General features: G+C 60.8%; 11 protein-coding genes. 8 read left to right on the forward strand and 3 right to left on the reverse strand.

All coding sequences use genetic code 11. From position 1 onward, the window contains the following. Positions 1-5 precede the first annotated feature (5 nt). Entirely contained in the window at positions 6-482 is a 477-nt protein-coding gene (locus WFR25_RS13250) for a type II toxin-antitoxin system RatA family toxin (RefSeq protein WP_336971472.1), read from the forward strand. Here the strand turns inward: WFR25_RS13250 and WFR25_RS13255 are convergent. Beyond that, complete coding sequence (locus tag WFR25_RS13255; protein WP_336971473.1) at positions 428-946, reverse strand: CinA family protein; 519 nt, start codon at positions 944-946, stop codon at positions 428-430. The two genes, WFR25_RS13250 and WFR25_RS13255, sit on opposite strands and share 55 nt — an antisense overlap. Beyond that, entirely contained in the window at positions 939-2126 is a 1188-nt protein-coding gene (locus WFR25_RS13260) for a bifunctional 2-C-methyl-D-erythritol 4-phosphate cytidylyltransferase/2-C-methyl-D-erythritol 2,4-cyclodiphosphate synthase (RefSeq protein ID WP_336971474.1), read from the reverse strand. Before WFR25_RS13260 ends, WFR25_RS13255 begins: the two co-directional genes overlap by 8 nt. 112 nt (positions 2127-2238) lie before the next feature. Between WFR25_RS13260 and dusB the strand changes: the two genes are divergently transcribed. From dusB to hflX, 7 genes are all read left to right on the forward strand, one after another. After that, a complete protein-coding gene (gene dusB, locus WFR25_RS13265) occupies positions 2239-3261 on the forward strand; it encodes a tRNA dihydrouridine synthase DusB (protein WP_336971475.1) in 1023 nt (340 codons plus the stop codon). Beyond that, positions 3258-4364 (forward strand): two-component system sensor histidine kinase NtrB, encoded by a 1107-nt coding sequence (locus WFR25_RS13270; RefSeq protein WP_336971476.1) that lies wholly within the window; start codon positions 3258-3260, stop codon positions 4362-4364. Before dusB ends, WFR25_RS13270 begins: the two co-directional genes overlap by 4 nt. Continuing rightward, positions 4364-5821, forward strand: a complete 1458-nt coding sequence (ntrC, locus tag WFR25_RS13275; RefSeq protein ID WP_336971477.1) for a nitrogen regulation protein NR(I) — start codon at positions 4364-4366, stop codon at positions 5819-5821. The genes WFR25_RS13270 and ntrC overlap by 1 nt, the downstream gene beginning before the upstream one ends. A gap of 122 nt (positions 5822-5943) precedes the next feature. Further along, positions 5944-8211: a sensor histidine kinase gene (locus WFR25_RS13280; RefSeq protein ID WP_336971478.1), complete on the forward strand. Its 2268-nt coding sequence runs from the start codon at positions 5944-5946 to the stop codon at positions 8209-8211. Next, entirely contained in the window at positions 8201-9571 is a 1371-nt protein-coding gene (ntrX, locus tag WFR25_RS13285; protein ID WP_336971479.1) for a nitrogen assimilation response regulator NtrX, read from the forward strand. The genes WFR25_RS13280 and ntrX overlap by 11 nt, the downstream gene beginning before the upstream one ends. A gap of 112 nt (positions 9572-9683) precedes the next feature. Continuing rightward, the gene (gene hfq, locus WFR25_RS13290) at positions 9684-10268 is read left to right on the forward strand and encodes an RNA chaperone Hfq (RefSeq protein WP_419723205.1); all 585 of its coding nucleotides are present in this window, start codon (positions 9684-9686) and stop codon (positions 10266-10268) included. 76 nt (positions 10269-10344) lie between these two features. Beyond that, entirely contained in the window at positions 10345-11673 is a 1329-nt protein-coding gene (gene hflX / locus WFR25_RS13295; RefSeq protein WP_336971480.1) for a GTPase HflX, read from the forward strand. Positions 11674-11741: 68 nt separating this feature from the next. On the opposite strand, the gene mazG is transcribed toward hflX, so the two are convergent. Next, on the reverse strand, positions 11742-12524 hold the full coding sequence (gene mazG, locus WFR25_RS13300; protein WP_336971483.1) for a nucleoside triphosphate pyrophosphohydrolase: 783 nt from the start codon (positions 12522-12524) through the stop codon (positions 11742-11744). Positions 12525-12541 lie beyond the last annotated feature (17 nt).

Below are 12541 nucleotides of genomic sequence, written 5' to 3' on the forward strand. Positions count from 1 at the left end.
AATCAATGCCCCGGCATAACGAAACCCGCCATCTGCCCTACACTCCGACCCAGATGTTTGACCTCGTGTCGGATGTCGCGGCCTATCCTGAGTTCCTGCCCTGGGTCAGCGCCATCCGTGTGCGATCGGGTAGCGAGACGGAGATGATCGCGGACATGATCGTAGGGTTCAAGGGGCTGAAGGAAAGCTTCACCTCGCGCGTGGTCAAGCATCGACCCGACAGCGTGCGGGTCGACTATCTTGATGGGCCGCTCAAGCATCTCCACAATCTCTGGGCCTTCCGCGATGACGGGGAGGGTGGCACTTTGGTGGATTTCGAGGTCGAGTTCGAATTCAAGAACAGGCTGTTCGAGATGCTGGCGGGGCAGGTGTTCGACAAAGCGCTACGGAAAATGATCGGCGCGTTTGAGACGCGGGCAGCCGCCCTCTACAGTCCTGGCGAGTCGGGCAGCAGCAGTTCGAGCGCGCACAGCGCCGCCTGAAGGCGTACTCCACCCCGGCCCGTATCATCGAAATGGTGCATGTCCGCAACGATCTTGTCCTTGGCTGCGCCCCGTTCGGCGCGAGCGAACACGACCGTGCCCACAGGCTTCTGCTCACTACCACCGCCGGGGCCAGCGACGCCAGTGATAGCGACTGCGACATGGGCGTGGCTTTTGGCCAGCGCGCCCTGCGCCATTGCCCAGGCTGTGGCGATGGAGACCGCGCCAAAAGTTTCCAGAACGTCCTGAGAAACTTTCAGAAGTTCGGTCTTCATATCATTGGAATAGGTAACAAATCCTGCTTCGAAAACATCGGATGATCCGGCGATTTCGGTCAGCGCCGCGCTGACGAGACCGCCGGTGCAGCTTTCGGCCAGCGCTATGGTACGTCCGGCGCGGCGATTGGCGACGATGACCTTTTGGGCCAGCTCAACAAGCGGCTCGGGGAGGAGGGTGTCAGGCATCGGTGCACGATAGCGCGGGCAGGGAGAGGGTGGCAATGGCCTGTGCGGCAATGCCTTCGCTACGGCCGACAAAACCGAGGCGCTCGGTGGTGGTCGCCTTCACGCTGACGCGGTCGAGCGGGATCGCCAGTATCTCGGCAAGGTGCATGCGCATGGCGTCGCGATGCGGGCCGATCTTGGGCGCTTCGCAGATGAGGGTCAGGTCGACATGGTCGATCCGCCCGCCACGCGCCGCCACCAGGCCGCGCGCATGATCGAGAAAGCGGGATGAAGCGACACCGCGCCACTGCGGATCGGTGGGCGGGAAATGGCTGCCGATGTCACCATCCGCCAGTGCGCCCAGGATCGCGTCCACCAGCGCGTGAATGCCGACGTCAGCGTCGCTGTGCCCTGCAAGCCCTTTGTCATGGGGGATCAGTATGCCGCCCAGCCACAGTTTCTCGCCCGCCGCCAGACGATGGACATCATAGCCCATGCCGGTGCGGATCGTCCGCTGTGCATCCATCCGTGCCTCTGCTTTCTGGAAATCTGCTGGGAAGGTGAGTTTCTCAAGGGCCTCGTCGCCCGCAACCAACACGACATCGTGGTCGCTAGCGCGCAGCATTTGCGCGTCATCAGTGGCCTCCCGCGAGGCGTCCCAATTGCGATGTGCCGTCAGGATCGTATCAAAGGTGAAGGCTTGGGGGGTCTGAACGCGGTTCAGGCCGTCGCGAGCGACGACCTCGCCCGTGCCGCGTATCAGTGTATCGACGACCGGCAGCACGGGTATGGCGCCGGGCGCTTCCGCAAGCGCTGCCAGAAGTCGGTTGATGACGGCTGCGGGCAGGAAGGGACGGGCGCAATCGTGGATGAGAACGCGCGTTGCGCCACCGGATGTCGCGATCGCCTCTAGCCCTGCGCGAACCGAGGCTTGCCGAGTCTCGCCGCCCTCGACAAAGGCCGTGACAGGCCGGTTGCCCAAAGCAATGCGGGCAGCCTCTTCCTGCCCTGCGCCAATCACGATGATGATGCCGTCGATAGCGGAATGGCCGATAAACGCGTCAACGGCGTGGCCGATGATGGTTTGACTGCCGATTGTGCGAAATTGCTTGGGCGTCTCCCCGCCTGCGCGGCTGCCCGTGCCTGCTGCTACCAGCAGCGCGATCGTCCTATGTGCCGAACCCGTCATGGCGACGCGCATAGACCAGCCGCTTTGCCCTCGCCAGTGGAGAAGCGTATGGGACCGGCCTTGCTTGCCGCCGTACCCGTTTCGCGCTAAAGGGCTGCCTGATTTTTAGGCACATATGAAGACTATGAACAGGCTTTCACCTATCTCCATCGGTCCCGTGACCATCGACATGCCGGTCGTGCTGGCACCGATGACCGGTGTTACCGACATGCCCTTCCGCACGCTGGTGCGCCGCTATGGCTGCGGCCTAAACGTGACGGAAATGATCGCATCAGCGGCGATGATCCGCGAGACGCGCCAATCCTTGCAAAAGGCCGCCTGGCATCCGCTAGAAGAACCGGTGTCGATGCAGTTGGCGGGCTGCTCCCCGCAGGAAATGGCGGAGGCAGCGAAGCTGAATGCCGATCGTGGGGCGGCAATCATCGACATCAATATGGGCTGCCCGGTCAAGAAGGTTGTGAATGGCGATGCAGGTAGCGCGTTGATGCGCGACCTGCCGCTGGCAGCCGCGCTGATCGAGGCGACGGTCAAAGCCGTGAACGTGCCCGTGACGGTGAAGATGCGGATGGGGTGGGACCATGCCAGCCTGAACGCACCCGAATTGGCGCATATCGCCGAGGATCTGGGGGCGAAGCTGATCACGGTTCACGGCCGTACCCGGTGTCAGATGTACAAGGGATCGGCCGATTGGGCCTTCGTGCGGTCTGTGAAGGAGGCGGTGAGCCTGCCGGTCATCGTCAATGGCGACATCTGTTCGATCGAGGACGCCGACATGGCGCTGGAGCAGAGCGGCGCGGACGGCCTGATGATCGGGCGGGGCGCCTATGGCAAGCCTTGGCTCATTGGGCAGGTGATGCGCTGGCTGGAAACGGGAGAGCGGTTGGCCGATCCGTCGCTTGAAGATCAATATCGCGTAATTACGGAACATTATCATGCGATGCTGGAACATTATGATCGCCATACCGGCGTCAATATGGCCCGTAAGCATATCGGTTGGTACACCAAGGGGCTGACCGGATCGGCTGAGTTTCGCAATGCCTTCAATCAGGAGCCAGACGCGGACAAGGCTCTGTCGATGCTCGCGGCCTTTTATGAACCTTTGCTGGACGCAGAGCCGGAGGACGTCGAGACACGCAGGGCGGCATGACGTCGCTGGCGTCGGTGCCGAATATGCATATGGAACAGGAAGGCCCCTCGCTGGGCGAGATCATGACGGCGCTGCCTGTCGCAACGCTGATCATTCGTCCCGACAACAGCATTCATGACGCCAATGTGCGGGCGGAAACTCTGTTGAACATGGCGCGATCCGCCATCATCGGATCGGACATCAGTCGCACCATCCGTATGGCGGAGATGGGTGCGCGCTTCGACATCTGGCACACAAACAAGCCGATCGCGGCTTATGACATCAAGGTCCATGCCGGGCGCACCGCAGCGATGGAAGTTGACCTGATGATTGCGCCGATCATCGATCAAGAGGGATGGCGGGTGATTTCCATCCATACGCAGAGCCAGGCCCGCAAGATGGGGCATCGCAACACGATGGGCGGGACACGATCGGCGATGGGTGCCGCCGCGATCCTGGCGCATGAAATCAAAAATCCGCTGTCCGGCATCCGGGGCGCGGCACAGTTGATGGAATCGGGCAATGACGGGCGCGACGCGGCGCTAACCCAGTTGATCTGTAATGAAGTTGATCGGATTGCCGCACTGATCGACCGGATGCAGGATTTCACGACCGACGCGACGTTGGAATGTCGACCGGAAAATATCTATCCGCTGATTGATCGGGCAGTGAACATTGCTGCTGCTGGATTTGCCAAAAATATCAAAATTATAAGGCAGTATGATCCATCTCTACCATTTGCTATCATCAATGAAGGTGCGCTGGTGCAGGTCATGATCAACCTGCTCAAAAATGCAGCCGAGGCGCTGGAGGATGTAGCGAAGCCGCGTATTCGGGTGGAAACCGCTTTCCGTCATGGCGTTTCTGTGGTGGTCGGCGGCGGGAAGGGAAGCGCAGTCCTGCCAATCGAAATCCTGGTGATCGATAACGGTCCGGGTGTGCCCGACCATATCCTGGATCACCTGTTCAACCCCATCATCACTGGCAAACGTGACGGGCAAGGGCTGGGCCTGGCACTGGTCGACAAGCTGGTGCGCGACATGAGCGGCTTCGTTCAATATTCGCGTGATACCGAGACGGGTGAATCCACTTTCCGCATTCTCCTGCCGATGGGTATGGGCTGATGGCCTCTGCCCCCGGTTCCGTGCTGGTCGTCGATGACGATCCTGCCATCTGCGTGGTCGTAGGCGAAGCGTTACGGCGACAGGGGCATCGAGTGAAGACGGCCGCGTCGATCCGCGAACGGGCAGCGCTGATCAAGAGTTTCGCGCCCGATGTCCTCATCACGGATGTCATGCTGCCGGACGGCGATGGGTTGGAGGATATCGCGGCGATCATCGCGCAAGAACCCGGCATCAACGTCATCGTCCTGTCGGCCCAAAACACGCTGAATACGGCAATCCGCGCGACGGAGAAGGGCGCGTTTGAATATTTACCCAAACCTTTCGACCTCAACGAGCTGACACGGGCCGTGTCCGATGCGCTGGCGATCCGCCGGGCGTCAGAGACGGACGGACCAGCAGGCGATGCGGGTGACTTCGGGCATGACGGCCTGCCGCTGGTCGGGCGATCGGCGGCCATGCAGGAAGTGTATCGCACCATCGCCCGCGTGCTGTCCAATGACCTCAGCATATTGGTGCTGGGCGAGTCGGGGACCGGCAAGGAACTGGTGGCCGAAGCGATCCACAGTCTGGGCCAGCGCCGCACCAAGCCCTTTGTCGCCATCAACATGGCAGCCATTCCGCGCGAACTGATCGAGGCGGAACTGTTCGGCTATGAAAAGGGCGCCTTTACCGGCGCCCATGCGCGCACGGCGGGCAAGTTCGAGCAGGCGCAGGGCGGCACGCTGTTCCTGGACGAGATTGGCGACATGCCGATGGAGGCGCAGACCCGGCTGCTTCGTGTCCTTCAATCCGGCGAGGTGACGACCGTCGGCGGATCGAAACCCGTGCGGGTGAATGTCCGGATCATCGCCGCCACCAATAAGGATTTGCCCCCGCTGATCGAGGAAAACCGGTTTCGGCAGGACCTCTATTATCGGTTGAATGTGGTGCCCATCGCGCTGCCTTCGTTGCGGGAACGGCGTGAGGATGTGATGATGCTGGCGCGGCATTTTCTGGAAAGGGCGGCGCAGGAAGGACTTCCGCGCAAGACCCTGTCGGATGATGCAGCGCAATTGCTGATGGCCTATCACTGGCCAGGCAATGTCCGCGAACTCCAGAATCTGATGCAGCGACTTGCGGTTCTGAGCCGCGAGAATGTGATTGCCGCCGATGTCATTCGTCAGGCGCTGCCGGTCGACATGATGCCCGCCGATCATGGCGTGACCGCGGACCATCTGGCGGGCGCTGTGCGGGAGTGGGCGCGGCGGCAACTGGGCATTGGACTGGGTCAACCCAACCGGGCGCTGCACGACGATCTGTTGGCTGTGGTTGAGCCGGTGCTGTTGCAGGAGGTGCTGGCCAGCGTCGACGGCAATCAGATCAAGGCTGCCGCATTGCTGGGCATCAATCGTAACACGTTACGCAAGAAGCTGACCGATTATGGCCTCGATCCTGTCCAACTGCGACTGGCGGACTGACGCGGCGTTCTCACCTGGAAAGTCGATTTCCCCGACGAACGGACGATAGGGTTCGACCAAATACCGGGTAGCGTGAAAAAACTGTGTATTAACGGGCACGGCGATGTTGTAGCAAAGCCACTATGATTGGTGAGGCGATAGCTCCTCGAGAGGAACTGGGTTGGCGGCGCCATTTGCCGCTTGCCCTACAGGACCGGGAAATCGCGCCCTTTGTGGAGGGCGTCACGCTCGTCCTCCTGCTGGGGGTCGCAGGCCTTACGTATTGGCTGCTGTCAGGGCAGGGCAAATCCTATTCACTGTTGACGCCGCCCATCGTGGCGCTGCTGCTGGTCGCCAATCTTGTTCCCGCTATCGCTCTGTTGGTACTGCTGGGCCGGCGTGTGGCCAAGCGGCGGGCGGCGCAATCGGCGATCGGCAGCGATGGGCAATTGCACGTCCGGCTGGTTGCCATGTTCTCGATCATCGCCAGCGTGCCGATGCTGTTGGTGGTGATTTTCGCTTCCCTGTTGTTCCAATATGGCGTGCAGTTCTGGTTTTCTGACAGTGCGCGCGGAATGTTGCAGAACGCGACAGACCTGGCGCGTGGCTATTATGAGCAAAATCTGCGCGAGGTTGGCGATGAAACGCTGACCATGGCGGGCGATCTGCGCGATTATCTCTCGCAGTCCGAAGTTTCCAGCCCGCGTTTTGCCGAGGGCTATATTTATCAGGTTGTTACGCGGAAACTGAACCGTTCGGCCATCATAGAGGTCGGCAAGGACGGGGTTGCGCGGACCGCAGCCACAGTCGATCCCGATAGCCGCCCTGCCGCCGAAATGCTGTCGTCCGATGTCGTAAAACGGCTGGAAGCGGGCGAAAATGTGGTAGTGGATGCCAAGCCCAACCAGATCGAGGCGGTGACGTTGCTCTATCCCGAGCGGCGTATCTATCTTTACGCTACCCGCGATTCCAACAGTTCGGCCTTCAGCAATGTGGAACGAGCGCGCAAGGCGTTGGGCGATTACGACCTGTTCGCGGCCCAGTCCCGCCAGTTACAGTTGCGCTTCAATATTGCGTTGTTCGTGGGATCATTGCTGCTGGTCGGCATCGCCGTCTATATCGCGCTGGCCGTGGCGGACTGGATGGTGCGCCCGGTGAATGAACTGGTCGATGCGGCGCGGCGTATTACGGCAGGTGATCTGTCGGCGCGCGTTACCCATCAGCCAGCCCGCGACGAGATTGGCACGCTTGCGTCTGCCTTCAATCGCATGACTCAGCGACTGGAGGCTCAAACCGGTGCGCTGGTAGCGGCCAACAGCCAGCTCGACAATCGCCGCGCCTTTATCGAGGCGATCCTGTCCGGCGTGACTGCGGGCGTCCTTTCAGTCGATCAGGCGGGCGTGGTGGCTCTGCTCAATAGCTCTGCCTCGGCGATCCTGGTCGCGGAGGGTGACGATCCAGTGGGGCGCCCGCTGTTCAGCATTTCGCCCGAACTTGCAGGGATGATCGAAAGCGGTGAAGTGGCCGGCATCGTGCAGGTGCGCGCGCAGGGCGATTTGCGCACATTGGCGGTCAAGGTGTCCAAGGATGTGGCAGGCCATGTTCTGACATTCGATGACATCACCCAGCAACTGTCTGACCAGCGCCGCGCGGCCTGGTCTGATGTAGCGCGCCGTATCGCGCATGAAATCAAGAATCCGCTGACCCCGATCCAACTGGCCGCCGAACGGTTGCAACGCCGCTATGGGGAGGAGATCACGAGCGACAAGGCAACCTTTACCCGGTTGACTGGCACGATCGTGCGGCAAGTGGGCGACCTGCGCCGGATCGTGGATGAATTTTCCTCCTTCGCGCGGATGCCCAAGCCCGTGTTCCGGCGCGAAGCTGTTTTGGATATTGCCCGCCACTCGCTGTTTTTGCACGAGGTTGCACATCCCGACATCCGCTTTGCCTTCGACGCGCAAAGGGAAGTGGGGGAACTGGTGTGCGACCGAAGACAAATGGGGCAAGCGCTGACGAATATCGTCAAGAATGCGGTAGAAGCCATTGAAACGAAGCCGCCGCCAGAGGATGGCGGATCACGTGGTCATATCGGTATGACCGTGGCCCGCGACGGTGATGGACTGTTGATCATGGTCCGTGACGATGGCATCGGCCTGCCGCCAGAGCGCGAACGGATGCTGGAACCCTATGTCACGACGCGGGCGAAGGGGACGGGTTTGGGCCTGGCCATCGTCCAGAAGATTGTCGAGGAACATATGGGCGAAATTCGCTTCGATGATGCGGAGGGGGGCGGCGCGACCGTCACCCTGCGCTTCGACGTGGCCATGCTCGACCGATTGGAAGACGGGCAGGTAATCGCCATGCCCCAGAACAAGATTACGGGAAAAGTGACGGCCAATGGCGCTTGATATTCTGATTGTCGACGATGAAGAGGATATTCGCGATCTGGTCGCGGGTGTGCTGGAAGATGAGGGGTTCGAGACTCGCACTGCCGCGCACAGCGATGCAGCGATCGAAGCGCTGGACGCGCGCCGTCCTTCGCTGGTGCTGCTGGATGTGTGGCTCCAGGGTTCGCGCATGGATGGCCTGGAATTGCTGGACGAAATCAAGCGGCGTGATCCGACCATTCCAGTGCTGATGATCTCCGGTCACGGCAACATCGACACGGCGGTGGCGGCGATCCGTAAGGGCGCGGCCGACTTCATCGAAAAGCCGTTCGAAGCGGACCGTCTGATCCATCTGGTCGCACGCGCGACCGAAACGGAGCGGTTGCGGCGGGAGAATCTGTCGCTGCGCGCGCGTGTCGGCCAGGATGACGAATTGACCGGCACATCGGCCGCGATCAATGCTGTGCGTGCGACGATCAAGAAGGTTGCGGGCACTGGTAGCCGTGTGCTGATTTCCGGCCCCGCTGGTGTCGGCAAGGAAATCGCCGCGCGGATGCTTCACACATGGAGCGGTCGCGCCGATGCGCCGTTCGTCATCGTCGCCGCCGCCCGCATGGACCCTGACCGGGTTGAGGAAGAGCTGTTCGGATTCGAGGATCAGAGCGGCATGGTCCGCCCCGGCTTCCTGGAACAGGCGCATGGTGGCACATTATATCTGGACGAGATCGCCGACATGCCGATCACCACGCAGGGCAAGATCCTGCGCGTATTGACCGACCAGAGCTTTACGCGTGTGGGCGGTCAGCGGCAGGTGAAGGTGGACGTGCGGGTCATCTCATCGACTGCGCTGGACCTGGCCGTGGAGATTGAGGAACGGCGCTTCCGCGAAGATTTATTCTATCGTCTTAATGTCGTACCACTCATCATTCCCTCCCTGTCCGAGCGGCGCGACGACATTCCACCGCTGGTGGAGCATTATCTGGCGCGCTTTGCCGCCGACCGCCGCGTGCCCTCCCCGGACATGGCGAGCGATGCGATGGCCGCGTTGCAGGCCAATGAATGGCCCGGCAATGTTCGCCAGCTTCGCAACGTCATAGAGCGCACGATGATCCTGGCGCCAGGCGACCGCATCGCGCGGATCGAACTGGATATGCTGCCGCCTGAAATGACAAGCGGCGGTGGCGGGGAAGGAGTCGGCCAGTCTGCCATCATGGGCGCGCCACTACGTGAGGCACGCGAGAGTTTCGAGCGCGAATATCTGAGGATTCAGATCAGACGCTTTTCCGGCAATATCTCCCGCACGGCGACCTTTATCGGCATGGAGCGGTCAGCGCTGCATCGGAAGCTCAAACTGCTGGGAATTACCGAAGGCAAGGATTGAGCCAATTTCTTGTTATCGCATCGTTTTTGCGAAAAACCGGTCCCCACTTTCTCGCACGATGCTTTTAGAACCAAATCCGGCGATGGACCTTCCTTCGCAATTGCGGTAGGAAATCCCTTCAGCCCCCCGGAACGCGGGGGGCGGGTACGACACTCCACCCAGGGGTGCAAGGAGCGGGCAACGTCCCGCCAATAACGGAAGGCTGGATTACATGGCCGATAAAGTGAATAATCTTCAGGACATCTTCCTGAACAACCTTCGCAAGACCAAGACCCCTGTTACCATGTTTCTGGTAAAGGGCGTGAAGTTGCAGGGTATCATAACCTGGTTCGACAATTTCTCCGTGCTGCTGCGCCGCGATGGCCAGTCGCAACTGGTTTATAAACATGCCATTTCGACGGTGATGCCGGCCCAGTCCATGGACCTGACCGACCTTCGCAAGATTGGCGATGGCAACGACAAGAAGGCGAAGCTGTTACAGGAAATCTTCCTGACGGCAGTTCGTAAGTCGGGCAGCCCCGTAACCATGTTCCTGGTCAACGGCGTCATGCTTCAGGGCGAGATCGCTGCGTTTGACCTGTTCTGCATGTTGCTGGAACGCGACGGCATGGTCCAGTTGGTTTACAAGCACGCCATCTCTACCGTCCAACCGCTTCACGCGCTCGATCTGTCGGGCGAGAACGAGCAGGACGATTGATCGACACCCCTTGCGGCCTGGTCCGTTCGTCTGCTTGTTCGTGGGACCGGGCCGGGTCGCAGTGCGTTAATCGCTGATGGCTGTTTTCAACCGAGATAGCGATGACGAGGTATCGCGCGGCGCGCGGGCTGTTGTCGTCCATGCCGAAACCCATGGGGCCGATCGCCGCGACAGCGATGCGCGGCTTGAGGAGGCGCGCGGCTTGGCCATCGCCATCGGCATCGATGTGCGCGCGGCCCAAAGCTTTCGCGTTCGCGACCGCAAGCCTGCGACCCTGTTCGGCAGCGGTCAAGTCGACAGCATCGCGACGCTGGTCGAGAATGAGGGGGCGGAACTTGTTATCGTCGACAATGCTCTGTCGCCGGTCCAGCAAAGCAATCTGGAGAAGGCAGCCGGCGCTAAAGTGATCGACCGGACCGGGTTGATTCTGGAAATTTTCGGCGAGCGGGCGGCGACGAATGAGGGGCGGCTTCAGGTCGAACTTGCCCATCTCGACTATCAGGCCGGGCGACTGGTACGCAGCTGGACCCACCTTGAGCGGCAACGCGGCGGTTTTGGTTTTCTAGGCGGACCGGGTGAAACGCAGATCGAGGCGGACAGGCGGATGATCCGCGACCGGATGGCAAAGATCCGTAAGGAGCTGGATCAGGTAACGCGCACCCGCGGCCTGCATCGCGCACGGCGGCAGAAGGCGCCGTGGCCGGTGATCGCGCTGGTCGGTTATACCAATGCCGGGAAATCGACGCTGTTCAATCGCATGACAGGCGCTGACGTCATGGCGGAAGACCTGTTGTTCGCTACGCTGGACCCGACCATGCGCCAGATTGCGCTGCCGGGGCTGGATAAGGCGATCCTGTCCGACACAGTGGGCTTCGTATCCGACCTGCCAACCCAGTTGATCGCTGCATTCCGCGCAACGCTGGAGGAAGTGCTGTCGGCTGACCTGATCGTCCATGTTCGCGACATCGCGCATCCCGACAGTGACGCGCAGCGCGATGACGTCCTTGACGTGCTGAGCGAACTTGGTGTCGCAGGCGAGGGAGCATTGTCGCAGGATGGCGAAGCGGCCGAACCGGTGCCGATGATCGAGGCCTGGAACAAGCTCGACCTGCTGGACGCGGACGCAGAAGCGCATGCGCGGGAGGTTACTACGCGGCGTAACGATGTCGTCATCCTGTCGGCCCTGACCGGGGCAGGGGTGGAAGAGTTGCAACGTGCGATCAGCACGCGCCTGACCGCCGGCGCAAGCGTCCACAGCTTGTCATTGCCCGTCAGCGATGGCGCGGCGATCGCGTGGCTGCATGAGAATGGGGAAGTCTTGTCTTCCCGGGTTAAAGATCATGTCATGCATGTGGAGGCGCGTTTGTCCGACTCCGCGTTCGCGCGCTTCTCCAGACGCGAGTGATAAATTATTGATTTAATTGGATAGATCTGCGACGAAATCTTCAACCACGCGCGCTGAACTAGCCCGCATCAGCGGCCTTTCTGTTTGACCTGTTGCCACAAGGCCTCCTTTTCATTGAGGGAAAGGGTCGGGAAGACCTCGCCTGCCAGTTGCTCCATGCCGCGGAAGCGTCCCTCAAACTTGGCGTTCGCATTGCGCAGCGCGGTTTCCGGGTCGACCTTCAAATGACGTGCGAGGTTAACGACGGCAAACAGCAGGTCGCCCACTTCCTCCGCTCGATGCTCGGGTGTTTCGGCCGCTTCGACCTCAGCCAGTTCCTCGGCAATCTTTTCGGTTACGCCGCCAAGGTCGGGCCAGTCGAAGCCGGTCCGGGCGGCGCGTTTCTGCAACTTCTCTGCCCTTAAAAGGGCTGGGAGAGCACTGGCAACACCCGCAAGCGCACTTCGGTCAGCGTCCTTTTCGGCGCGCTCCGATGCCTTGATCGTTTCCCATTGTGTGTGAACGTCACTGCGTGCTTCGCTGTCGCCGAAGACATGAGGATGACGGCGCACCATCTTGGTGCAAATACCGTCGATTACGTCCTGTAAATTGAAGATATTGTCCTGCTCGGCCATGCGAGCATGAAAGGCGACCTGAAGCAACAAATCGCCCAGTTCGTCGCGCAGTGCGGTCATGTCCTGTCGTGCGATCGCGTCAGCGACCTCATAGGCTTCCTCGATCGTATAGGGCGCGATGCTGGCGAAATCCTGCGCGATATCCCATGGGCATCCAGTATCCGGATCGCGCAGCCGGGCCATGATCTGCGCGAGCGGCATGATGTCAGCAGGAGATGGCGCGGCTGATGCGGTCATAAAAACACTCATGTTCG

The organism is Sphingobium aromaticiconvertens, from assembly GCF_037154075.1.
GTDB classification, from domain to species: Bacteria; Pseudomonadota; Alphaproteobacteria; order Sphingomonadales; family Sphingomonadaceae; genus Sphingobium; species Sphingobium aromaticiconvertens.

What these genes read in the sequence shown, in the direction of transcription:
- WFR25_RS13280 (WP_336971478.1), top strand. Translation starts at nt 5,944, where the DNA reads ATGATTGGTGAGGCGATAGCTCCTCGAGAGGAACTGGGTTGGCGGCGC.
- dusB (WP_336971475.1), top strand. Translation starts at nt 2,239, where the DNA reads ATGAACAGGCTTTCACCTATCTCCATCGGTCCCGTGACCATCGACATG.
- ntrX (WP_336971479.1), top strand. Translation starts at nt 8,201, where the DNA reads ATGGCGCTTGATATTCTGATTGTCGACGATGAAGAGGATATTCGCGAT.
- WFR25_RS13255 (WP_336971473.1), bottom strand. Translation starts at nt 946, where the DNA reads ATGCCTGACACCCTCCTCCCCGAGCCGCTTGTTGAGCTGGCCCAAAAG.
- hflX (WP_336971480.1), top strand. Translation starts at nt 10,345, where the DNA reads ATGGCTGTTTTCAACCGAGATAGCGATGACGAGGTATCGCGCGGCGCG.
- ntrC (WP_336971477.1), top strand. Translation starts at nt 4,364, where the DNA reads ATGGCCTCTGCCCCCGGTTCCGTGCTGGTCGTCGATGACGATCCTGCC.
- WFR25_RS13260 (WP_336971474.1), bottom strand. Translation starts at nt 2,126, where the DNA reads ATGCGCGTCGCCATGACGGGTTCGGCACATAGGACGATCGCGCTGCTG.
- WFR25_RS13250 (WP_336971472.1), top strand. Translation starts at nt 6, where the DNA reads ATGCCCCGGCATAACGAAACCCGCCATCTGCCCTACACTCCGACCCAG.
- WFR25_RS13270 (WP_336971476.1), top strand. Translation starts at nt 3,258, where the DNA reads ATGACGTCGCTGGCGTCGGTGCCGAATATGCATATGGAACAGGAAGGC.
- mazG (WP_336971483.1), bottom strand. Translation starts at nt 12,524, where the DNA reads ATGACCGCATCAGCCGCGCCATCTCCTGCTGACATCATGCCGCTCGCG.